The 22,785-nt window shown below is 64.2% G+C and carries 19 protein-coding genes and 1 tRNA gene; 11 read left to right on the forward strand and 9 right to left on the reverse strand.

Annotation, left to right across the window (positions count from 1 at the left end):
* Positions 1 to 77 precede the first annotated feature (77 nt).
* Complete coding sequence (locus tag QY325_12430; protein WKZ65564.1) at positions 78 to 1,028, reverse strand: NAD-dependent epimerase/dehydratase family protein; 951 nt, start codon at positions 1,026 to 1,028, stop codon at positions 78 to 80.
* A 105-nt stretch (positions 1,029 to 1,133) separates the two neighbouring features.
* Here QY325_12430 and QY325_12435 point away from each other — a divergent pair, with 105 nt between their 5' ends.
* The 4 genes from QY325_12435 to hppD all read left to right on the forward strand — a co-directional run bounded on the left by QY325_12435 (position 1,134) and on the right by hppD (position 5,304).
* Positions 1,134 to 2,336 (forward strand): tRNA uridine(34) hydroxylase, encoded by a 1,203-nt coding sequence (locus QY325_12435; protein ID WKZ65565.1) that lies wholly within the window; start codon positions 1,134 to 1,136, stop codon positions 2,334 to 2,336.
* Positions 2,337 to 2,442: 106 nt separating this feature from the next.
* Positions 2,443 to 3,600 (forward strand): homogentisate 1,2-dioxygenase, encoded by a 1,158-nt coding sequence (locus QY325_12440; protein ID WKZ65566.1) that lies wholly within the window; start codon positions 2,443 to 2,445, stop codon positions 3,598 to 3,600.
* Between the two features lie 126 nt (positions 3,601 to 3,726).
* Positions 3,727 to 4,110 carry a four helix bundle protein gene (locus QY325_12445; GenBank protein WKZ67984.1) on the forward strand — a complete coding sequence of 128 codons (384 nt, stop codon included), beginning with the start codon at positions 3,727 to 3,729 and terminating at the stop codon, positions 4,108 to 4,110.
* A gap of 48 nt (positions 4,111 to 4,158) precedes the next feature.
* Entirely contained in the window at positions 4,159 to 5,304 is a 1,146-nt protein-coding gene (gene hppD, locus QY325_12450; protein WKZ65567.1) for a 4-hydroxyphenylpyruvate dioxygenase, read from the forward strand.
* Positions 5,305 to 5,328: 24 nt separating this feature from the next.
* Here the strand turns inward: hppD and QY325_12455 are convergent, their stop codons facing one another.
* Positions 5,329 to 5,748 (reverse strand): low affinity iron permease family protein, encoded by a 420-nt coding sequence (locus tag QY325_12455; GenBank protein ID WKZ65568.1) that lies wholly within the window; start codon positions 5,746 to 5,748, stop codon positions 5,329 to 5,331.
* 111 nt (positions 5,749 to 5,859) lie between these two features.
* Between QY325_12455 and uvrC the strand changes: the two genes are divergently transcribed.
* The 5 genes from uvrC (at position 5,860) to QY325_12480 (ending at position 13,277) form a co-directional block, all read left to right on the forward strand.
* Positions 5,860 to 7,662: an excinuclease ABC subunit UvrC gene (gene uvrC, locus QY325_12460; GenBank protein ID WKZ65569.1), complete on the forward strand. Its 1,803-nt coding sequence runs from the start codon at positions 5,860 to 5,862 to the stop codon at positions 7,660 to 7,662.
* An 18-nt stretch (positions 7,663 to 7,680) separates the two neighbouring features.
* Positions 7,681 to 9,240, forward strand: a complete 1,560-nt coding sequence (locus QY325_12465) for a hypothetical protein (protein ID WKZ65570.1) — start codon at positions 7,681 to 7,683, stop codon at positions 9,238 to 9,240.
* A complete protein-coding gene (locus QY325_12470; protein ID WKZ65571.1) occupies positions 9,237 to 10,229 on the forward strand; it encodes a glycosyltransferase in 993 nt (330 codons plus the stop codon). Before QY325_12465 ends, QY325_12470 begins: the two co-directional genes overlap by 4 nt.
* Before the next feature lie 18 nt (positions 10,230 to 10,247).
* Positions 10,248 to 11,624 carry an aldehyde dehydrogenase family protein gene (locus QY325_12475; GenBank protein WKZ65572.1) on the forward strand — a complete coding sequence of 459 codons (1,377 nt, stop codon included), beginning with the start codon at positions 10,248 to 10,250 and terminating at the stop codon, positions 11,622 to 11,624.
* Positions 11,625 to 11,690: 66 nt separating this feature from the next.
* Positions 11,691 to 13,277, forward strand: coding sequence for a T9SS type A sorting domain-containing protein (locus QY325_12480; GenBank protein ID WKZ65573.1), 1,587 nt, complete (start codon positions 11,691 to 11,693; stop codon positions 13,275 to 13,277).
* Here QY325_12480 and QY325_12485 read toward each other — a convergent pair whose 3' ends face one another.
* On the reverse strand, positions 13,278 to 13,511 hold the full coding sequence (locus QY325_12485) for a hypothetical protein (GenBank protein ID WKZ65574.1): 234 nt from the start codon (positions 13,509 to 13,511) through the stop codon (positions 13,278 to 13,280). It abuts the gene before it with no gap.
* A gap of 28 nt (positions 13,512 to 13,539) precedes the next feature.
* On the opposite strand from QY325_12485, the gene QY325_12490 reads away from it, so the two are divergent.
* Positions 13,540 to 14,169 carry a LysE family transporter gene (locus tag QY325_12490; GenBank protein ID WKZ65575.1) on the forward strand — a complete coding sequence of 210 codons (630 nt, stop codon included), beginning with the start codon at positions 13,540 to 13,542 and terminating at the stop codon, positions 14,167 to 14,169.
* Positions 14,170 to 14,173: 4 nt separating this feature from the next.
* On the opposite strand, the gene QY325_12495 is transcribed toward QY325_12490, so the two are convergent.
* Positions 14,174 to 15,172: an NAD(P)H-dependent glycerol-3-phosphate dehydrogenase gene (locus tag QY325_12495; protein WKZ65576.1), complete on the reverse strand. Its 999-nt coding sequence runs from the start codon at positions 15,170 to 15,172 to the stop codon at positions 14,174 to 14,176.
* A gap of 92 nt (positions 15,173 to 15,264) precedes the next feature.
* The gene (locus tag QY325_12500; protein ID WKZ65577.1) at positions 15,265 to 16,935 is read right to left on the reverse strand and encodes a M28 family peptidase; all 1,671 of its coding nucleotides are present in this window, start codon (positions 16,933 to 16,935) and stop codon (positions 15,265 to 15,267) included.
* Between the two features lie 64 nt (positions 16,936 to 16,999).
* Here QY325_12500 and QY325_12505 point away from each other — a divergent pair, with 64 nt between their 5' ends.
* Positions 17,000 to 17,245, forward strand: a complete 246-nt coding sequence (locus tag QY325_12505) for a DUF1232 domain-containing protein (GenBank protein ID WKZ65578.1) — start codon at positions 17,000 to 17,002, stop codon at positions 17,243 to 17,245.
* On the opposite strand, the gene QY325_12510 is transcribed toward QY325_12505, so the two are convergent.
* The 4 genes from QY325_12510 to QY325_12525 form a co-directional block, all read right to left on the reverse strand.
* Entirely contained in the window at positions 17,242 to 19,374 is a 2,133-nt protein-coding gene (locus QY325_12510; protein WKZ67985.1) for a S9 family peptidase, read from the reverse strand. The two genes, QY325_12505 and QY325_12510, sit on opposite strands and share 4 nt — an antisense overlap.
* A gap of 100 nt (positions 19,375 to 19,474) precedes the next feature.
* Entirely contained in the window at positions 19,475 to 20,185 is a 711-nt protein-coding gene (locus QY325_12515) for a recombination protein O N-terminal domain-containing protein (protein WKZ65579.1), read from the reverse strand.
* A 19-nt stretch (positions 20,186 to 20,204) separates the two neighbouring features.
* Positions 20,205 to 22,556 carry a two-component regulator propeller domain-containing protein gene (locus QY325_12520; protein ID WKZ65580.1) on the reverse strand — a complete coding sequence of 784 codons (2,352 nt, stop codon included), beginning with the start codon at positions 22,554 to 22,556 and terminating at the stop codon, positions 20,205 to 20,207.
* A gap of 115 nt (positions 22,557 to 22,671) precedes the next feature.
* Positions 22,672 to 22,742, reverse strand: a tRNA-Cys gene (locus QY325_12525).
* Positions 22,743 to 22,785: the final 43 nt, after the last annotated feature.

Here is a 22,785-nt window from a genome sequence, read left to right on the forward strand (position 1 = left end):
TTGCGCTTGACCCGGCCCGAGAGGGCGTTGGGGGGCGTTGCCGACTCCGCCTGGCGGGGTCCGCCCGGGGACCGGCCTCACACCACCAGCTGCCGCTTCAGGTTCACCATCATGTCGTCCACCATCGCGCCGAGGTCGTACTGCGGCCTCCACCCCCAGTCGGCGCGGGCGGCGCTGTCGTCGATGCTGCGCGGCCAGCTGTCGGCAATGGCCTGGCGGTGGTCCGGGGCGTAGTCGATGGTGAAGCCGGGGATATGGCGGCGCACCTCAGCGGCGATCTGCTCCGGATCGAAGCTGAAGCCGGCCAGGTTGTAGCTGGTGCGCTGCTTCACCTGTTCGGCCGGAGCCTCCATCAGGTCGATGGTGGCGCGGATGGCGTCCGGCATGTACATCATGGGCAGGGTGCTCTTGGGCCCCAGGAAGCTCGTGTACCTGCCGTGCTTGATCGCCTCGTGGAAGATGTGCACGGCGTAATCGGTGGTGCCGCCGCCCGGGGCGCTCTTCCAGCCGATAAGGCCGGGGTAGCGGATGCTGCGGACATCCACCCCATAGCGCTTGTGGTAGTACTGGCACCAGCCCTCGCCGGCCAGCTTGCTGATGCCGTAGACGGTGGTGGGCTCGGTCACCGTCTGCTGCGGGGTGCCGTCCTTCGGGGTGGTGGGGCCGAACACCGCGATGCTGCTGGGCCAGTAGACCTTCTTCAGCTTCCCCTCCCGGGCCAGTTCCAGCACGATGAAAAGGCTCTCCATGTTCAGCTTCCAGGCGAAGGCGGGGTCCTTCTCCGCGGTGGCGCTGAGCAGGGCGGCCAGGAGGTACACCTCGGTGATGCCGTGCTTGTCGATGATGCGTTCGATGCCCCGGCGGTCCATGGCGTCCACCAGCACGAAGGGACCATCCTGCTTCACTTGGGGCTCCTTGATGTCGGAGGCCACCACGTTCTGGTTGCCAAACCGGGCCCGAAGGCCCTCCACGAGCTCGGTGCCGATCTGGCCCGAGCTGCCGATCACCAGGATCTTCTTGTCGCCCATTGTCGCGCTGGAATGGGCCAAAGCTAGCCCGGAACGGGTTCCTGGGAAGGCCAGCGCCGGGCGCCTTCCCCGTATCTTCGCCACACCACAGCGGCTGCACCGAACATGGATCCCCATCGCCTCCGCAACCTGCACCGTCCGGACATCCTCCGGGCCCGGCTGGAGCGTGAAGGCAGGCCCCGCACCACGCTCTCCTTCTACCGCTACGTGCGGCTAGGCGAGGTGCAGGATCTTCGGAATACCCTCTATGCGGAATGGGAGGCACTGGGCGTGCTGGGCCGCATCTACATCGCGCAGGAGGGCATCAACGCCCAAGTGAGCGTGCCCACGGCCAACCTCGCACGCTTCCGGGCCAACCTGGACGGCCGCGAGGCCTTCCGCGATGTGCCGTGGAAGATCGCGGTGGAGGATGACGGCCGGAGCTTCCTCAAGCTCATCCTCAAGGTGAAGCGGAAGATCGTGGCCGATGGCCTCGCCGATGATGCCTTCGACGTGACCAACGTGGGCGAGCATCTGGACGCTGCCACCTTCAACCGAAAGATGGAGGAGGGCGCCATCGTGGTGGACATGCGCAACAACTACGAGTGCCTGATCGGGCATTTCGAAGGCGCCTACCTGCCCAAGGCCGATACGTTCCGTGGGGCCATCGACGAGGTGGTGGGCATGCTGCGTCAGCAGCCCGCGCAGGGGCCCGATCAGGGCACCCGTAGCGTCGACCCGGTCATCCCGGCCCTGAGCCGGGAGGGTCAACCCAGCACCCACCAACCCGAAGTTCTCCTGTACTGCACCGGCGGCATCCGCTGCGAGAAGGCCAGCGCCTACCTCAAGCACCAGGGCTTCACGAACGTGAGCCAGCTGCACGGCGGCATCATCGACTACGCGCGTCAGCTGAAGGCCGAAGGCTTGAAAAGCAAGTACCTCGGCCAGAACTTCGTGTTCGACGAGCGCCTGGCCGAGCGCATCACGGACGATGTGGTGAGCACATGCATGCAGTGCGGCACCCCCAGCGACCGCATCACCAACTGCCACGAGGCCACCTGCAACATGCTGCTGGTGCAGTGCGAGGCATGCGCCAGGAAGTACGCCGATTGCTGCTCCCCCAACTGCCGCGAGATCCACCAGCTGCCGATCGAAGCCCAGCGCGCCTGGCGCAAGGGCCGCAGCACCCGAAGCACGAAGACCAAAGCCATCAACGACCCCGAGGGCCTGCGCAGGCGCATCCGCGAGGAAGAGGAGCTGCTGGCGCTCAACGGCACGCTGCATCCGGAGTTGAGCAAGATCAGCTCCAACGCCACGCAAGCTTCCTAACGTCGCATCCATGAATTCCGGCGAATGGTCGCTAGCGAATGGTGAATGAGCAACCGCCGCTCTGCCATTCACCATTGACCATTCGCCATTCACCCGCATCCGCACCATGCCCATCTACCACACCCTCGGCAAGATCCCCCACAAGCGCCACACCGTCTTCAAGAACGGCAAGGACCGCTACTACTACGAGCAGCTCTTCGGCACCATCGGCTTCGATGGCATGAGCACCCTGAGCTACCACGTGCACCGTCCCACCATGGTGAAGGAGCTGCGCAAGCCCAAGGACGTCACGCCCAAGATCGCCATCGAGAAGAACATGCGCTCGCTGCGGCTGCACGGCTTCAAGGCCACGCCCGCCAAGGACCACCTGGCCGCCCGCAAGCCCATCCTGGTGAACAGCGATTGTGCCATCGTGCTCGCCGCGCCCCAGGCGAAAAGCGTGGACTACTTCTACAAGAACGCCGACTGCGATGAGATGATCTTCGTGCACAAGGGCAGCGGCACCCTGCGCACCTTCCTGGGCAACATCGACTTCAAGTACGGCGACTACCTGATGATCCCCCGCGGGATGATCTACACGATGGAGTTCAAGGATGCGGACAACCGCCTCTTCATCGTGGAGAGCCACCGCCCCATGTACACGCCCAAGCGCTACCGCAACTGGTTCGGCCAGCTGCTGGAGCACAGCCCCTTCTGCGAGCGCGACATCCGCCGCCCCAAGAAGCTGGAGACGCACGACGAGAAGGGCGACTTCGTGATCAAGGTGAAGAAGCAGGGCCTGCTGCACGAGTTCGTGTACGCCAGCCACCCTTTTGACGTGGTAGGCTGGGACGGCTACAACTACCCCTACGCCTTCAGCATCCACGACTTCGAGCCCATCACCGGCCGCGTGCACCTGCCGCCGCCCATCCACCAGACCTTCGAGACGGATGCCTTCGTGGTGTGCAGCTTCGTGCCGCGCCTGTACGACTACCACCCGCTGGCCATCCCCGCGCCGTACAACCACAGCAACATCGACAGCGATGAGGTGCTCTACTACGTGGATGGCGACTTCATGAGCCGCAACGACATCGGCCCGGGCCACATCAGCCTGCACCCCGCCGGCATCCCCCACGGCCCGCACCCCGGCGCCATGGAGCGCAGCATCGGCAAGAAGGAGACCAACGAGCTCGCCGTGATGGTCGATACCTTCAAACCGCTGATGGTGACCGAGGAGGCGCTGAAGATCGACGATGGGAAGTACTGGAAGAGCTGGCTCGAATGATCAGATGATCGGGCGATCAGATGATCAGATAATGGGAATACCTTGGAAGCGATGAACAGGGTGAAGGACATGGATCTGAAGCAATGGCAGAACGCCATGGCAGAAGGTGAGTTGTTCGCTCCGTTGATGGCGGCCAAAGCGCCGGTTTCCTACAACCCGCGCTACAAGGACAACACCATCGTCACACTCACCTTTCGCTTCGCACAGCACATTTGGGACCTGGCCGAGGAGCTTCAGGACAAGAAGAAATTCGTGGTGGCGAACCAGGTCTTCCGCTCCGGCACAGCCATCGGCGCCTTGGTCCGTGAAGCCCAGAACGGAGAAAGTCTGGCGGACTTCATCCACAAAATGAAGATCGCGTTGAAAGAAGCCGATGAGACGGAGTACTGGCTGCTCCTGTGTATTAGCCGCAACATTGATAGCGCGAAAGCCTGCTTGGAGGAGCTCAGGCCCATCATCCGCATCCTGAACAAGATCATCAGCACCTCCAAGGACAAATTGAACCGCTAACCCCGATCATCTGATCATCTGATCATCTGATCGACAGATCGACAAGCAATGGCAACCGGACTGAAAGACGTGGACTACGGCCTGGAGAAGATCATGGCCGATGCACAGGACTTCCTGCCCCTGCTGGGCACGGACTATGTGGAACTGTACGTGGGCAATGCCAAGCAGAGCGCCCACTATTACAAGAGCGCCTGGGGCTTCCAGAGCGTGGCCTACGCCGGCCTGGAGACGGGCGTGAAGGACCGCACCAGCTACGTGCTGCAGCAGGACAAGATCCGCCTGGTGCTGACCACGCCGATGGGCCCTGACAGCCCGATCAACGAGCACATCCGCAAGCACGGCGACGGCGTGAAGGTGATCGCCCTGTGGGTGCCCGACGCGAAGAAGGCCTGGGAGGAGACCACCAAGCGCGGCGCCAAGAGCTTCATGGAGCCCGTGCGCGAGGAGGATGAGCACGGCTACGTGGTGCGCAGCGGCATCCACACCTATGGGGAGACGGTGCACATCTTCGTGGAGCGCAACGAGTACAAGGGTGTGTTCATGCCCGGCTTCAAGCCCTGGAAGAGCCACTACAACCCGCCGCCCGTGGGCCTGAAGTTCATCGACCACATGGTGGGCAACGTGGGCTGGGGCGAGATGATCCACTGGGTGAAGTTCTATGCCGAGGTGATGGGCTTCGCGCAGCTGGTGAGCTTCGACGACAAGGACATCAGCACCGAGTACACCGCGCTGATGAGCAAGGTGATGAGCAACGGCAACGGCCGCATCAAGTTCCCCATCAACGAGCCGGCCGAGGGCAAGAAGAAGAGCCAGATCGAGGAGTACATCGAGTTCTACAACGGCGCCGGTGTGCAGCACATCGCCGTGGCCACCAACAACATCATTGAAACGGTGGGCGCGCTGAAGGACCGCGGCGTGGAGTTCCTCTACGTGCCGCCCAGCTACTACGACACCGTGCTGGACCGCGTGGGCGAGATCGACGAGGACCTGGCGGTGCTGAAGGAGCACGGCGTGCTGGTGGACCGCGACGATGAGGGCTACCTGCTGCAGCTCTTCACCAAGCCGGTGCTGGACCGCCCCACGATGTTCTTCGAAATCATCCAGCGCAAGGGCGCCAAGAGCTTCGGCAAGGGCAACTTCAAGGCCCTGTTCGAGGCGATCGAACGGGAGCAGGCGAACCGGGGGACGTTGTAGTCCAAGCCACGGCGATTCAGCGAATCACGCAGACGGGCGGTCCTTGGGCCGCCCGTCTTCATTGGGCCGATCCTCCCTCTCCTTCCGCGCCAGGAGCAAGTAAGCCGCCCTGATGCGATCAAGCTCCTCGTCGTCCAGCTCCTCTAGGTCAAGGAGCGCGTTATTGGCCTCCTGCTGAACCCGAATCAGCTCATCCAGCTTGATCTGCAGTGCCTCGGTATCCCGGTTCTGTGTGTTCTGGATCAGGAATACCATGAGGAAGGTGATGATGGTGGTGCCGGTGTTGATCGCCAGCTGCCAGGTATCGCTGAATCCGAACAAAGGGCCTGCGCCACCCCAAGCGATGATGACCCCGACCGCCAGCACGAACGTTATTGGACGGCCGGTGACAAAGGAGATGCGCTTGGCGAAGCGGGTGAAGCGGGAGGTGAGCACAGCGGACATGAGGTCGGATTTCGCTCCCCAAAGATCGCAGGCCGCACCAAGCCCCCGCATTCGCTTGGCACACCCACGCAGATTGGCCGCCCCGGCCGGCGCTCCCGATCTTCGCCCCTGATGTCCTCCCCGATCGACGTCCGCGAGAAGGTCCGACTTCTGCCGCACACCCCCGGCGTGTACCAGTTCTTCGATGCCGAGGGCAAGATCCTCTACGTGGGCAAGGCCAAGAGCCTGCGCCACCGCGTGGGCAGCTACTTCGCCAAGGACCACCCCGACGGCAAGACGCGCCTGCTCGTCAAGCGCATCGCCGACCTGCGCGTGATCCACGTGCCCACCGAGTTCGAGGCGCTGCTGCTGGAGAACAGCCTCATCAAGGAGCTGCAGCCACGCTTCAACATCAACCTGCGCGACGACAAGAGCTTCCCCTTCATCCGCATCCGCAACGAGCGCTTTCCGCGCGTGGAGGGCATGCGCAACCCGGAGGACGACGGCAGCGACTACTTCGGCCCCTACGCCAGCGTGCGCACCATGCGGACGGTACTGGGCCTGGTGCACAAGCTCTACAAGCTCCGCACCTGCAACTACGACCTCACGCCGAAGAACATCGAGCAGAAGAAGTACAAGCGCTGCCTGGAGTACCACATCGGCAACTGCAAGGCGCCATGCGAAGGGCTACAGTCGCAGGCGGAGTACGATGCCAACATGGAGCAGGTGCTGCAGATCGTGAAGGGGCGCGTGAGCGGGCTCATCAAGGTGCTGAAGGAACAGATGCAATTGCACGCCGATCGGCTGGAGTTCGAGGCCGCCGAGGACTACCGCCAGAAGCTGGAGCGGTTGGAGCAGTACCGCGCTAAGAGCGTCGTCGTCAACCCCGACATCGGCGACGTGGACATCTTCGGACTGGTGAGCGACACCGCCAGCACCTACGTCAACTACATGCGCGTGATCGACGGCGCCGTGGTGCACGGCATCACCATCGAGCTGAAGCGCAAGCTGGACGAGAGCGATGTGGAGATGCTGCAGGCCGCAATCGCCGAACTGCGCCAGCGCTACAAGAGCCTTGCCCCCGAGGCCATCGTGCCCTTCGAGCCCGAGATCGAGGTGCCCGGCGTGCGCTTCACCATCCCTCAGCGCGGCGACAAGAAGCAGCTGCTCGACCTCTGCGAGCGGAACGCCCGCTACTTCATGCTGGACAAGCAGAAGCAGGAGAAGCTCACCGACCCCGAGGGCGCCACCACCCGCATCCTGGAGCAGCTCAAGCAGGACCTGCGCCTCAGTGAGCTGCCGCGCCACATCGAGTGCTTCGACAACAGCAACACCCAGGGCACGGACCCCGTGAGCGCCTGCGTGGTCTTCAAGGACGCCAAGCCCAGCAAGAAGGACTACCGCCACTTCAACATCCGCACGGTGGAAGGGCCGGACGATTTCGCCAGCATGACCGAGGCCGTGGAGCGCCGCTACAGCCGGCTCGTCACCGAGGGGGAGCCGCTGCCCCAGCTCATCGTCATCGACGGCGGCAAGGGCCAGCTGGGCGCCGCGCTCAACGCGCTGGAACGGCTGGGCCTGCGCGGCAAGATCGCCATCATCGGCATCGCCAAGAAGCTGGAGGAGATCTACTTCCCTGGCGATCCCTTCCCGCTGCACATCGACAAGCGCAGCTCCTCGCTGAAGGTGATCCAGCACATGCGCAACGAGGCCCACCGCTTCGGAATCACCCACCACCGCGGTAAACGGAGCAAGCGGATCATCCGAACGGGGCTGGAGGAGATCCCGGGCATCGGGCCCGGAACGGCGAAGAAGCTGCTCACCCGTTTCGGCAGCATCAAGGGTATTCGCGAGGCCCTGCCGGAGGATGTAGCGGCGGAGGTGGGGGCGAAGAAGGCGGAGGCGGTGCTGAAGAGGCTGGCGCAAGCGAACTGAGCATACATTCGTTTCACCATGAGGAAACGAGTGGTCCTTCTCCAGCTTGCTGCGGCCTACAGCCTGCTTGCTGCGGCCCAGGCTCCTGTCTGGTGCTGGGCTACCGGGCTCAGCGGCAACGGCACAGTGAGCACCGAGCTCATCGCCGCGAACAGCACCAACGGCAGCTTCGTAACGGGCATGTTCGACGACACCCTTGCCTTGCCCGGCGGCACCTTGGTCAATGATGGAACGCTCGGCAACCGGTTCATCGCAAGGCTCGATAGCCTGGGCAATGTGCTTTGGGCGGTGCAGCATGATGATCCAGTAGTGGCCATGAGCGCTACAGCCACAGGGGGAGTGGTCGGCGTGATTCCTTATTCCGGCAGCTCTGTCTTCAATGGCGTGGAGCATCTCGGTTCAGCAACCGCGACTTCTGCGCTGATCGTGGAGCTGGATGCGGATGGTGCCGTGCTGTCTGAGACGAACATCAGTGACTTGATCGAACCAGCGGTACCCGAGTCCGGCCGGAAGCTCGCACTTGATGCCGATGCAGGATTGGCCGTGCTCGCACAATATGCGGATAGCGTGGCCATCGTGGGCCAATGGGTCCAAACCGACGGCACAGTGCTCGCGCGCCTCTCATTGCAAGGCAACTTGCTTTGGGCTGAACGCATCGGCAAGGGCTCGGTGCAAACCGGGGCACTAGAACTGGATCCAAGTGGCCGCGTGCTCGTGCTCATGAACAATTGCGAACAAGTGCTCGCCACCGATAGTGTGTTCACGGATATGGAGGGGACGCTTGCCTCCTACTCTGCACAAGGGCTGTACGAATGGCGCGTGCAGGGCCTCGGTTACGACGTGTTCGAGCCGTGTGTGGTCGAACGGCGACCGGACGGCGGTGCCTTCGTAGGGGTAAGCCAGCCGTCCCAAGGGCCAATCGGCATTGGAACAGAATTGACCCTGAGGAGCTTTTCGGCCTCAGGCACGGAAGAGTGGGCCTCCTATGCCTACGGATCGTCCCAATGGGGCCACGCGATCCATTCCATCGAATACCTGCCTAGCAACCGCGCACTGGTAGCTGGCTATGCATTGAGCACATTACCACAAGGTGTGCTTAGCATGACCCTGCCAAGCCAGCCAAATGGATTCGCAGGCATTGTGAGCAGCAGCGGCGCATGGGAGTGGTTCGCTTCAGAAACCGCCGGCTACATCATGGGATTCCGTGCCGTGCATGGCAGCGCGAGCAGGGTTTTCGTTACGGGAAGCGCAATCTCTGCCTCAACATTCGGAAGCACTGTGATTCCGATGGTAGATGGCAACTTCAACGGGGTGGTTGGTTGTTTGGGAGACATTGCGATGAGGGGTGCCGAGCGCAATGATGAGCCACGGTCCGGCTTGTGGCCGAACCCCGCAGAGGATCATATTCAATCTCAAGCCCGGCCTGGCGAGTCGTTCAGCATCGTCGATGCCTTCGGCAGAGTAGTTGGAGCAGGACTTGCGACATCCTCCATGCTGCGACTGCCCGTGGGGTTCCTTCCAGCAGGGCATTACGTGCTGCGAGTCGGCGATCGCGCCGCCCGCTTCATCAAAGAGTGATCTCCGTCCTCCTTCCCTTCCGTAATGCAACGGCCACGCTCGATGCCGCCATCGCCAGCATCGCGCAGCAGACCTATTCCAATTGGAATCTGCTGCTCATCGACAACGCGAGCACGGACAACGGTGGGTCCATCGCGCATGAATGGTCCGCCCGTGATCCGCGCATCCAGCTCCTGAACGAGCCCGTGATCGGCATCGCGCACGCGCTCAACACCGGACTCGCAAACGCATGTGGCAAGTACATCGCCCGCATGGATGCCGACGACATCAGCCACCCGGAACGGCTGGCGAAGCAAGTGGCCTACCTGGATGCGCACCCGGAAATTGGGGTGCTGGGCACGCGCACGGCCTTCGCCACCACCGTGCAGAAGAGCAGCGGCATGCGCTGGTTCGTGGATTGGCAGAACGCTATCCTGACGCCGAACGAGCACTATGTGAAGCGCTTCGTGGATGCGCCGCTCGCGCACCCCACGGTGATATTCCGCAGGGAGCTGGTGGAGCAGCACGGCGGCTATGATACCGGCCCGCTGCCCGAGGACCACGAGCTGTGGCTGCGCTGGATGGATGCCGGGGTGCGCTTCGCGAAGCTGCCCGAGGAGCTGCTCACCTGGAACGATCATGCCCACCGCCTCAGCCGCACGCATCCGAACTACAGCGTGGAGGCCTTCTTCACCACCAAAGCGAAGTGGCTGGCGCGATGGCTGAAGCGCACCCTGAACGGCCGTCCGGTGATCATCGCAGGAACCAGCAACCTGTGCCGCGACCGCGCCGCGATGCTGGAGGCGGAGGGCATCGCCATCCAGGCCTTCACGGATGTGAAGCCCCGCGGGCTGGCGGGCCATGCCTTCATCCCGCACGATCGGCTCCCACCAGCGGGTGAGGCCCTCATCGTGTCGTTCATCAGCCAGCGGGGCACGGGCGATCGCATTGCCGCGTTCCTGGCCTCACGCGGATTGGCGGAGGGTGAGGACTTCATCCTCGCGGCCTAGGGCAGCTACCTTGGCCGCATGTCTTCGGTGCTGGACATTCCGGGCCAACTGCGAACCCACTTCGAAAGCGGCGCCACACGCCCCTACGCCGCGCGACGCGACGCGTTGAAGCGCCTGCGCAACAGCTTGCGGAAGCACGAAAAGGAGCTGCTGGCGGCCATGCACGCCGACATGCGCAAGCCGCGCTTCGAGGCCTACATGAGCGACATCGGCCTTGTGTATACGGCCATCGACCATGCCCTGAAGCACCTGAAGGACTGGATGCGGCCTCAGCGCGTGCCTTCGCCCCTGGCCATCCAAGTGGCCGAGAGCCATGTGCACCCTGAACCGCTCGGCGTGGTGCTGATCATCGCGCCGTGGAACTACCCGGTGCTGCTGCTGCTATCGCCGCTGGTGGGAGCCATCGCCGCGGGGAATTGCGCATTGGTGAAGCCCAGCAACGAGACACCGCACACCGCCCTTGTGGTGGAACGACTCCTGGCCGATGCCCTGCCCGAGCAGGTGCGCGTGGTGCAGGGTCCGGGGCGCGAGGTGGGCCCGCGGCTCATCCAGCCCTTCCGATTCGACCACATCTTCTTCACGGGCAGTCCGGCCGTGGGGCGCGAGATCATGGCGCTGGCGGCGCCGCACCTGACGCCCGTGACGCTGGAGCTGGGCGGCAAGAGCCCCGCCATCGTGGACCGCACCGCCGATCTCCGCACCGCCGCGAAGCGCATCGCGTGGAGCAAGTACTTCAACGCGGGGCAGACCTGCATCGCCACGGACCACGCGCTGGTGCACGCCTCAGTGATGGATGAGTTCTTGGACCGCTTCGCGCGCTTCGTGAAGAAGGCCTACGGCGCTGATCCGCAGCAGAGCCCCGACTATGCCCGCCTGGTGAATGATCGCCGCTTCGAGACGGTGAGCGCATACCTCACACAGGGCGAGCGCTTCATGGGCGGCGCCACGGACAAGGACGAACGCTACATCGCGCCTACGGTGCTTACGAACGTCTCACTGGATAGCGCCGTCATGCGCGAGGAAATTTTCGGCCCGGTGCTGCCGGTGGTCCCGTGGACCGAACCGGAGGAGGTGCTGTCCGTGGTGCGCCGCAACCCCTTCCCCCTGGCCACCTACATCTTCAGCAGCAACCGCGCCTCTCAGCGCTTCTTCCAGGAGCGCATCGCCTTCGGCGGCGGCTGCATCAACCACTGCTTCCTGCAGTTCGGACCGGAGGAGCTGCCCTTCGGCGGCGTGGGCTACAGCGGCATGGGGCGCTACCATGGCCGGAACTCCTTTGAGCTGTTCAGCAACCGCAAGGGCATGGTCCGGGCCAGCACGGCCATCGACCACGGCCTTCAGGAGCCGCCGTACGCAAGCCTCAAGGAGAGGATCATGAGGCTGCTGCTGCGCTGAGCTAGGTGACCTTGCTCACATTCCGGGAGCCGGGCATTCACCTGCTTTGCCTGAAGACCTGCTCTCATGCGCCGACTGCTACCCTTCCTCGCATTCATTCCGTTCAGCCTCAACGCCCAGGACCTGGGCGATCGCACCATCGTGCTTCAGGAGGTCACCATCCCCGACATGCCCGGCATCCAGTCCTTCGCTTGGGGCCAGCATGAGGGCGAATGGCTGCTGATCGGCGGCCGCACCGATGGCCTTCACCGTCGCCAGCCCTTCGCCGCCTTCCTCGCCGCGGATAACAACACCAGCGCCTACGTGGTGAACCCGCAGACGCAGCAGGTCTGGAGCGCCTCGCTCAGCACGCTGCCCACGGCCGTGTACATGCAGCTGCAGAGCACCAACCTGGAGCACCAGCAGATCGGCAGCACGCTCTACATCATCGGCGGTTATGGCTACTCCACCATTGCCGCTGACCACATCACGCACCCGCGCCTCACCGCCGTCGATGTGCCCGGCATCATCACGGCCATCAAGAACGCGCAGCCCGTGGCCCCGCACGTGCGCTCCATCGTGGACAACCGCATGGAGGTGACCGGCGGCTACCTCGGCATCCTCAACGGCACCTTCCTGCTCGTGGGCGGGCAGCGCTTCGTGGGCCGATACAATCCGCAGGGCCCCAACTTCGGTCCTGGCTTCATCCAGCAGTACACCAACGCCATCCGCCGCTTCACCATCGAGGATGATGGCACCAACCTCGCGATCGCCAACTATGCGGAGACGGTGGATACGGTGAACCTGCACCGGCGCGATTACAACCTGGTGGCGCAGGTGTTCCCCGATGGCAGCCAGGGCTACACGGCCTTCAGCGGCGTGTTCCAGTACGGCGCCAACCTGCCGTGGCTCAACACGGTGGATGTGAGCGCGACCGGCTACACCGTGGTGCCCGGCTTCGAGCAGCTGCTGAACCAGTACCACACGGCGCACCTGGCCGCCTATGCCACGGCCGATAACCGCATGAGCAGCGTCTTCTTCGGCGGCATCGGGCGCTACTACTTCGATGCGAACGGCCAGCTCATCGACGACACCAACGTGCCCTTCGTGAACACCATCAGCCGGGTGGAACGATTCGCCGATGGCACGATGGAGGAGATGGCCATCGGGGAGATGCCGGCGCTGCTTGGCTCCGGGGCGGAATTCATCATTGATCCCTCTGTGCCTGCGATCGGTGACAACATCATCGACCTGGATGCGCTGGCGGGCGATACCATTCTCGCAGGGCACATCGTGGGAGGCATCCAGAGCACGGCCCGCAACATCTTCTTCATCAACGACGGCACGCAGAGCGATGCCACCGCCCGCGTGTTCCGGGTGCTGCTGGTGAGCGATAACACCACCGGGGTGCATGAAACCGATGCTCCGCGCACCGCGCTGCAGGTCTCAGCCAGCGGCGGTGATCTCTTCATCACCATCGACCTGGCCAACACGGCCATGGCCGACGTGGACCTTCTGGACACGAACGGGCGCTTGGTGCGCACCCTGCTGCACGCCCGTATGGCAGCGGGTCCTCAGCGCATGCGCGCTGACGCCCGCGACCTGGCCCCAGGTGCCTACCTCCTCAGGCTGCGCACCGCGGACCAGATCGAGACCGTGCGCTTCGTGCGCTGATCATTCAAGCACCCGTTCGCCCCGCTTCGGACGGAGCGCATCGCGGATCAGCTTCAGGTGCGCCTCATCGCACTCGAGCGTGGCGGTCACGCGCACGGGCAGAGCGGTGATCCAATGCCGATGCCCGTGGATTCCCTGGCGCGCGCAGAATTCATCCACGTGATGCAGGAAGTGCTCGGCGGTGGTCGACGCGTCGGGGCCGAAGAAGTCCCAATGGAAGCGCAGCAGGGCCATTGCGTTGAAGCGGCTACTTTGCGCAAAGGTGGACACGCTGATCTTCTTCCTCGCTGCCACGCTGGCCAGCTTCATCGGTTCGTTGCAGGCCGGGGTGGTGAACACCGCAGTGCTGGCGCATACCGTGAAGTGGGGGCGGCACGCCGGCCGGCGCATGGCCGTGGGGGGCTCCATACCCGAGTTCATCTATGCGGGCATCGCCTTCCTCGCCGCTGGCTGGCTGGTCGAGGCCTTGGGCATCGGCGCCACAGGCATCACCTACGTGGTGGCGTCCATCCTGCTGCTGCTCGGCATCTACTTCGTCTTCATCTACCGCCCAAAGCCCGCCGAGCCGGGCGAGGACAAGCTCACCGGCGACCTGCGGCGCGGCGTGCTGCTGGGCCTGGCCAACCCGCAACTGCTGCTCTTCTGGTGCGGCGTCAAGCTCATGCTCGTCTCCTTCGGCATGACGAGCGACGCCTTCCGCGATCTGCTGGCCTTCGCGCTGGGGGCCTTCACAGGCGCCATCATCCTGCTCATGATCCTGGTGCGCCTGGGCGTGAAGGCCCAGGAGAAGCTCTCGCCGAAGGGCCTGCGCGTGCTCTTCCGCAGCATCGGCGCGTTCTTACTGGCCAGCGGATGCTATGGCCTGATGCGGGCGGGGGGATGGATGCCGTGAGGAATCACGCGAGCCGCTCGCTCAGCAAGCGCATCTCCATCATCGGCGCCATCTTCTCGTAGAGCATGCGGTAGGTGGCCTCGATGATGGGCATGTCCACCTTCAGCTTCTCGTTGATGGCATGCACGCACTTCACGGCGTAGTAGCCCTCGGCCACCATGTTCATCTCCAGCTGCGCGGCGCGCACGCTGTAGCCCTTGCCCACCATGTTGCCGAATTCGCGGTTGCGGCTGAAGGTGCTGTAGGCCGTGACCAGCAGGTCGCCGAGGTAGGCCGGCTCGTTGATGTCGCGCGCGATGGGATGCACGGCGGCCACGAAGCGCTCGATCTCCTGGATGGCGCGGCTCACGAGCACCGCGCGGAAGTTGTCGCCATAGCCCAGGCCAACGCTGATGCCCGCGCATACCGCGATCACGTTCTTGAGGATGGCCGCGTACTCGGTGCCGTAGATGTCGTCGCTGAGGGTGGTCTTCATGAACCGGCCGTTGAGCGCATCGCCCATGGCCTTCGCCTTGGCCGCATCCTGGCAGGCAATGGTGAGGTAACTGAGGCGCTCCATGGCCACCTCCTCGGCGTGGCAGGGGCCGCAGATCACGCCGAAATCCTGCTCGGTCACGCCCCAGTGCTGGAAGAGGTACTCGCCAACGATCTGGTTGGTCTCGGGCACGATGCCCTTCACCGCGCTGAAGAGCATCTTGCCTTTCAGCTCGGCGGGGTCCAGCTGCTCCAGGGTGGCCTTCAGGAAGGCGCTGGGCACGGCAATGACCAGCACCTCGGCATCGCGCACCACGGCATGGATGTCGTCACTCATAGCGAGACGGCCCGTGTCGAGCTGCGCGGCGCTGATGTAGTCCGGATTGTGGCCGTACTTGCCGATGTGCGCGATGGTGTCGGCGCGGCGGACCCACCAACCCACCCGGGCGGCATTGGTGCTCAGGAGCTTCACCAGGGCGGTGCCCCAGCTGCCGGCGCCGATCACGGCGATGCGTTGCGCGTTGCTCATCGAGGGCGAATATCGCGGTTGAACGGGAGCCCCGGGGGGCGTCATCCTGGCCCGAGCGTCTGATGCCCGGCATGGCACATGCCGCCTGCCGCTCAGAAGGTCACTTCCGCCTCCACCTCCTCATTGCCGCGCAGCACCCGCACTTTCGCCTTGTCTCCTTTATTGAACTGCGCCAGCGCCTTCATGTAGCCCATCATGTCGTTCACCTCCACGGCGCCGAGCCTCAGCACGATATCGCCGGCCTTCAGCCCCGCATTCGCGGCCGGTTTGCCTTCGGTGGTGCCGTCGATCCGCATGCCCTTGCCATCATAGAGGTAGTCGGGCACAACGCCCAGCGTCACCTTGAAGCGCGGCGTGTTCTCGGTGTTCACCTCCTCGGTCTTGGTGAAGGCAAGCTTCCCGTCATCGCTGAGCGTGGCGATCAGGCTCTCGATGTAGCGCGTGATGCGCAGCATCCCTTCGTAATTGATCTTCTCCTCGTCGTCGCTGGGCTTGTGATAGTCGGCGTGCGTGCCCGTGAAGAAATGGATGGCGGGGATGCCCTGCAGGTAGAAACTGGTATGGTCGCTGGGGCCAATGCCGCTCGTGGTGGTCTTCACCTTCAGGTCGCCGACGAGGATGCGCTCCGCCTCGGCCCATGCTGGCGAGGTGCCCACGCCATTGACGCCGATGGTGCCGGTGCTGTCCAGGCGGCCTACCATGTCGAGGTTGATCATGTAATTGAGCTCACCGATCGGCACCGTAGGGTTCTTCGTCCAGTAGTTCGAGCCATACAGGCCCTTCTCCTCGCCGCTGAAGGCAATGAACAGGTAGTCGTTGGCCCGGGCCTGGTCCATCTCGGCAAGGTCGCGCGCCAGCTGCAGCATCACGGCGATTCCGCTCGCATTGTCATCAGCTCCGTTGTGGATGGCACGCTCGCCGCGGTGCAGTGAGCCCTCATCCCCCCAGCCCAGGTGGTCGAGGTGGGCGCCGACCACCACCACGTTGGGCGCGCCATTGTCGAGCATGCCCACCACATTGTAGGCTGTACGCTCCTCACGCACGATGTCCACGTTCACCGCGCACGGATTGTTGTCGATCACCATCTCCGCGTACAGATCGCCCTTCAGGAAGATGACCGGGATGCCCAAGGGCTTGATCTTGGCCGAGAGTTTAGGCTCCGGGGAGGGCGCCGTGGGGTCGTCGTTGTAGAAGAGCACCGCAGCAGCCCCGCGTTCTGCGGCCTTCTGCGCCCTCGCCTGCAGGTCGTGGTGGGCGAGGTACTTGCTGTGCGGATGTATGCCATCGGGGGAGCTGACGCTGAAAGCGACCACCCTGTCCTTCAGGCTCAGGGAGTCCGGGTAATCGGCGTAGTTGAGCTCGGGTGCGACGATGCCGTAGCCGAGCTTCAGCACCTTGCCCCTTGCAGGGCCCGAGCCCGAGCAGGCGAGCGGATGCCACTCCTCCCCGGCCAGGGGCTTCTTGCGGCCGACCTGCAGCGTATTGCCGGCTCCCAGCCGGGGCTCCGCCTGGAAGGTGAAGGGCTGCAGGTAGCCGGCATCGGCTCCATAAGGCATCAGGCCCACGTTGCCGAATTTGGCGGCGATGTAATCCACGGCGAGCCGCTCTCCGGGCGTGCCGGCCTCCCGCCCCTCGAGGAGGTCGCTCGCCAGGTACTTCACGTCATACCGCATCTGGTCAAGCGCATCCGCATCAGGCATGGTCTGTGCATGGATGGGGAGCGCACCGACCAGGAATGCACCGAGGGCTACGAGGGTCTTCATGGCCCGCGAAATTACCCGCATACCTTCGTTGGGCTGCCATGCGTTCGTCATCCGTTCCGGTACCATGAAGACCATCCTCGTTGCCATCGCAGGCCTGTTGGCCTTCTTCTACCTCATCAATCCGACGCTGGGCGTGTTCGAGTTCCTGCCGGACAACATCCCCTTGGTCGGCAATCTCGATGAGGCCACCGCCACCATGGTGCTGCTGGGGGCCCTGCGCTACTTCGGCATGGACCTCACGCGGCTCTTCAGCCGCCATCGCGCATTGGACCTGGGCACCGCCCAGGAGGAACGGCAGCCGAAGGCTTAGGTCCCTGCCGCCCCGGCCCGATGCAGGAGGAATGCGTAGATCAGCGCGACCTCCTTGAGCATCTCGAACCGGCCTGAGGCCCCGCCGTGACCGGCTTCCATATTGGTGTGCAGCAGGATGGGCGCATCGGACTTCTGGTGCTCGCGCAGACGCTGCACCCACTTGGCCGGCTCCCAGTACTGCACCTGGCTGTCGTGGAAGCCCGTGGTGACGAGCAAGGCGGGGTAGTCGGCATCGCGCACATTGTCGTACGGCGAATACCCGAGCATCCGCTCATAGGCTTCCTTCTCCTTCGGATCGCCCCACTCATCGTACTCGCCGGTGGTCAGCGGGATGCTGTCGTCGAGCATGGTGGTCACCACGTCCACGAAGGGCACCTCGGCGCATGCGGCGTTCCAGCGGTCGGGGCGCATGTTGAGCACCGCACCCACCAGCAGCCCGCCGGCGCTGCCGCCCAGGCAGAAGATGCGCTTGGGGTCGGCGTACCGCATGCGCTCCAAATGATCGGCGCAGTCGATGAAGTCATGGAAGGTGTTCAGCTTGTGCTCCATCCTGCCGCTCTCGTACCAGGCCCGGCCGAGCTCCTCGCCTCCGCGGATGTGCGCAATGGCATAGACGAATCCGCGGTTGAGCAGGCTCAGGCGCGCGCTGCTGAACGTGGGGTCGATGCTGTGCCCGTAGCTGCCGTAGCCATAGAGCAGCAGCGGCGCCGTGCCGTCGAGCGGCGTGCCCTTTCGGTACACGATGCTCACGGGGATGCGCGCCCCGTCCCGCGCAGGGGCCCAGATGCGTTCACTGACGTAATCCAGCGGCGAGAAGGGGCCAAGGACCTCCTGCTGCTTGAGCAGCACCGAGGCGTCCGCATTGAGGTCGTGCTCATAGACGCTGCTGGGCGTGGTGAGCGATGCGTAGCCGTACCGCAGCTTGTCACTGTCCCATTCAGGATTGGTGCCCGAATAGGCTACGTATGCGGGATCGTTGAAGGCAATCTCATGCTCGCGGCCGTCGCTCAGCCGTCGGACGCGAAGGTGAGTGAGGCCCTCGCGGCGCTCGGTCACCACCAGGTGGTCGCGGAAGGTGTCCACATCCTCCAGGAGCACCTGCTCCCGGTGCGGCACCACCTCCCTCCACCTGGCCTTGTCCGCCGTGGCATCCTCCGCGCACTCCATGAGGCGGAAGTTGCGCGCCTCCCAGTTCGTAAGGATGTACCATCGGCCGGGAGCACCTGCCTTGCCGGGCACATGCGACACGGAATGCTCATGCTCCGGCTCGCGCGGAAGGAACACCTTGAACGCGCCCATCGGGTCGTCCACGGGCAGGAAGCGATGCTCACTGCTCATCGTGCTCTCACTCACGATCATCACGAAGCGGTCCGAGCGGCTGCGGTACACGTCGCAACTGTAAGCCGGGTCCTTCTCCTCGAACACCACGGGGTCTGTGGAGGGGTCGGTGCCGAGGGCATGCCGGTAGATGCGGTAGCTGCGAAGGGTCTTGTCCTTGCGTGCGTAGAACACGGTGCGGTCGTCCGCCCAGGCGCATCCGCCGCTCGTATTGGTGATCACATCGGGCAGGTCGGCGCCGGTGGCGAGGTCGCGGAACCGGAGCTCATACTTCCGGCGCCCCACGCGATCCACGCTGTATCCGACAAGGCCATTGCCCGGACTCACCTCGAAGTCCCCGAGGTCGAAGTACGCACTGCCCTCTGCCATCCGGTTCTCATCCAGCAGCACGGTCCACGCCGGATCACCTTCGGGGGGCCAGCGGTCTCCGGCAGCCCTTGCGCGCAGATGCACCGCGTATTCCTTGCCTTCGTCGAAGCGGTGACGGTACCAGAAACCGTTCTCCCGGTAGGGCACGCTGAGATCCGTCTCCTTGATGCGCGCCTTCATTTCCTTGAAAAGGCTATCGCGCAGCTCCTTCACCGGCTGCAGGACGGCCTCTGTGTAGGCATTCTCGGCATTGAGATGGTCCATCACCTTGCGCGTTTCGGCATCGGGCTCGGCAGCGTTGCGCTGCTGTTCCGAGAGCCGCATCCAGAAGTACTCGTCGATGCGGGTATGCCCATGGGCCGTGATGGCGTGCGGCCGCTTGGCGGCCTGGGGCGCCGTCAGCCGTGCGGTGGTGTTCATGGATTCGGGGTCGGTGGAGCAGCCCGCGGCCAGCAAGGCGGCTGCGAATATGGAAGGGAGTCGCGCGCGCATGCTCACGGGGCGGCCGAAAGTACGGCCATCAGCTGAGCACCGTGTGAAGCACCGCTGGCGACCGCAGTTCTCCAAGGCCCTCCACATGCATCCGGTAATAGAGCAGCAGATGATCCATCAGGTCCCGCCTGACCTGTGCGGGGAGCCGCACCCGCTCCAGGTCGGCGAAGTCCACGTGGAGCAGGTCGGCCAAGGCCAAGCTGAGCGGCGGGGCCAGCAGGTGGCCGTGCATCGCGCCCGCAGGCATGAAGCAGCCCTCCTGCAGGTCGAAATGGTCCTCGCCGGGCATGGGCGGAGCAGGAAGGAAGCCCAAAGGGGCTGATAGGCGAATCAGCAGCACCAGAGGCAGGCACCTGAGGTCGGCAGCGCTGTCGATGGATTCCAGGGCTTCCTCCACCACGGCATCGATATCCGGATCGGGGCTCTCAGCGCGCAGCGTACGCAGCAGCAGCTCCTGGGTGAAGAGCGCTACCGCTCCACGGATCGGCTCGTATGGGATGCGCAGGTAGGGCCTGTCCACGCGGATCTCACGAACGGAGTGCAGGTCGCGCTCGGGATGCTCATCCGCCACCAGCTCCACGCGACTCAGGGGCTGGGCCACGGCGGCCGAAGCCCCGCGGCGGCCGGTGCGTACCACATAGCTACGCGCCCCGCCACGCCGGGTCCAGGCCTTCAGGACCAGGGTACGGTCACCGTGCGCAATGGCACGGAGCACGACGGCTTGGGTGGTTACGAGCATGGCAGGGGCTGCCGAAGCCTCAGCGCACCACCAGCACCTTGGTGTTGCACTTGTAGCCGCCCTCCCTGTCGCTGGCGAAGATGAGGTAGACCCCCGTGGCGACGCGATTCCCGCTCAGGTCTGTGGCATTCCAGATGGCCTGACCGCCGAGGGAGGTGGTGCGGTACACAAGGTTGCCGCTCACATCGGTGATGCGTACCTCGCTGTCGCGCGCCAACCCGGTCACGGCAATGGGACCCGTATAGGTCTCACGAACGGGATTGGGGAACACTTTGGCGCAATCGGCCGCTTCCGCGGCATCGATCGCATCGGAGCGGTAGCCCATGATGCCCCTGTCCGTGCCGATGAAGACCTCGCCGGTGGTGCCATCGATGGCGATGGCCGTGACGGTGTTGCTGGGCAGCGGGCTGTTCTCCGCCGTGAAGTGGTGTATCTGCTCCCGCCCGTCAGGGCTCACGAGGTAGACTCCGCCCGTTTGCGTGCCGATCCATTTGCGATTGGCGCCGTCCACCGCGATGGCGCTAACGAATTCCGTCTCCAGCAGGATCTGCACATTGCCCTCCTGCTCAATGAGGATCTGCTGGGCATCCGTAGGGCTGTCGGTGAAGAGGTCGGCGGGGGTGTAGAACACGGCGATGCCCTTATTGGTGCCCACCCAGATCTGGCCATCCTTGTCTTCTGCGATGCTCAGCACATCCACCGTGGGTAGCCCGCCGCTGCCTGGGGCATTGTTGATGAGCTTGTAGCTGTCGTCGCCGGGATCGGCGAGCGTGCCATTGTCGTTGAACACGAGCAGGCCATTGCCGCGCGGGCGGATGATCCACTTGAACCCGTTCGATGCAGCCAGGATATCCCCGATCAGCCCGTTGCCCCCGAGTATGGCGCCCGGCGCATAGCTGTACCAGGCGCCCGCCCGGGTGCGGACGGAAATCGGGGCGGCCGCATGGGCATTCGACACCCAGAGGTTGCCTTGGAGGTCAAAGTCGAGCCCGCCCACGTTCACCTTCCCCGAGCCATCATTGGTAGCGATGCCCAAGCTGCTGTTGGTTTCGTTGTGGATGAGGACAGGCTCCCGATTGCGGAGCTCCACCACCCCGTCATCCCAGCTCCCCACGAAGGCGCGCGCCGGGTCGAACGGGTCCACGGCAACGGCAACGATGTCATTCACGGCGCCGGCGAACGCATTGCCGCCCCTGAGCAGCTCGTTATTGTCGGGGTCGTTGGTGCGCCAGGTCTCGTCAATGAAATGGTGCACGCCATCCTTGAGGAAGGTGTTGGCCCAATTGCCGGCTACAGCGCCGGTGGCTACATACACCGCACCGCCGCTGGCATCGATGCGGTACGCGCTGGACGTCTTGGGGCCATTGGGCCTCACGGGCACACCCTGATTATAGGCAACCAGGATCACCAGCCCGACGAAGCGGTCGGCCACCCAGAGCTGCCCGGAGGTGTTGAGGATGGCCCGAATGGGGAAGCTCGGAATCGACCCGTAGGTGTAGGTGTAGTTGACCTCCTCGAAGCTGCTGTTGAATTGGCTCACGCCGAACTCATGGGTGAGCGTGAAGAAGTCGGGGTTGGTGCCGAGCCGAAGATCGAAATTGGGCACGCCGCGTCCGTAGGAGAACTGCTCCCAGGTATTGTCCGGGCGCAGCACGAGCAGCGTATCCTGCTCGCCCACCGGCTTGTTCCAGTTGATGATGGGCCTCCCTTGGAAGGTGATGGCAAGGTCGAACGGGCCGTTCGCCATGCCCGGCCCCATGTCGGTGCGCTTCCGCCAGTTGGTGAAGGAGGCCAGGTTGGACGCATTTCGCGACGCGGTGTATAGCCCCGTGCCCGTGGCTGCATAGATGGAGTCCGCAGTGAACGTGATGCCGCGCACCTGCACCTGGCCGCCTCCCGGCCCGATGAACCAGGTCTCCTTCACCTCGCGCCGCTCCAGGTCGACCACCACGATGCCGAACCCGCAGGCCAGGTAGGCCGTGGTACCTTCCACGTGGGTCCGGTAGATGGCCTTGTCGCCCAGGATAGCGCTGCGCTTGATGTCGCCGAGGTTGAAGCTGCGGTCGCCCTGCACCAGGTCCAGGTTGCCGTTGCCGTAATGGACCAGCAGCATCCGGAGCGGTGCGCACCAGGCCAGGCCTCGGATGTCCACATCATTGAGCAGGTTCACCTTGTTGATGCGCTGGATCTCGCCCGAGCCCACATCGTACCGGAATAGCCCGTTAACCGTGGCGCAGTAGGCCGCTCCATCCCCCTCCACCACATCCACCATCCGCTGGTAGGGCTGATGGTCGCGCCACGCGCCGATGGGGGTTTGCGCGAGGAGGGCTCCTGGTATCAAGGCGGTGACAAGGGAGGCGAGTCGGGTCATGCGGAACTGCCGGTGATCGTTCAATCAATGCCCACAACGCGGTTTGCAGGCGATTGGTATGGGCCAAGGTAACCCCTTGAATGGCAGATCCCCGCTGAAGACGGGGATCTGCCGGAGGTCACGAGCGGAGTCGAACCGCTGTACGAGGTTTTGCAGACCTCTGCCTAGCCACTCGGCCACGTGACCGGAACGGGCGCGAAGATAGGTGCCGGGGCCTTGTCCCGCCGGA

This window comes from Flavobacteriales bacterium, from assembly GCA_030584065.1.
Classification (GTDB): Bacteria; Bacteroidota; Bacteroidia; order Flavobacteriales_F; family PHOS-HE28; genus PHOS-HE28.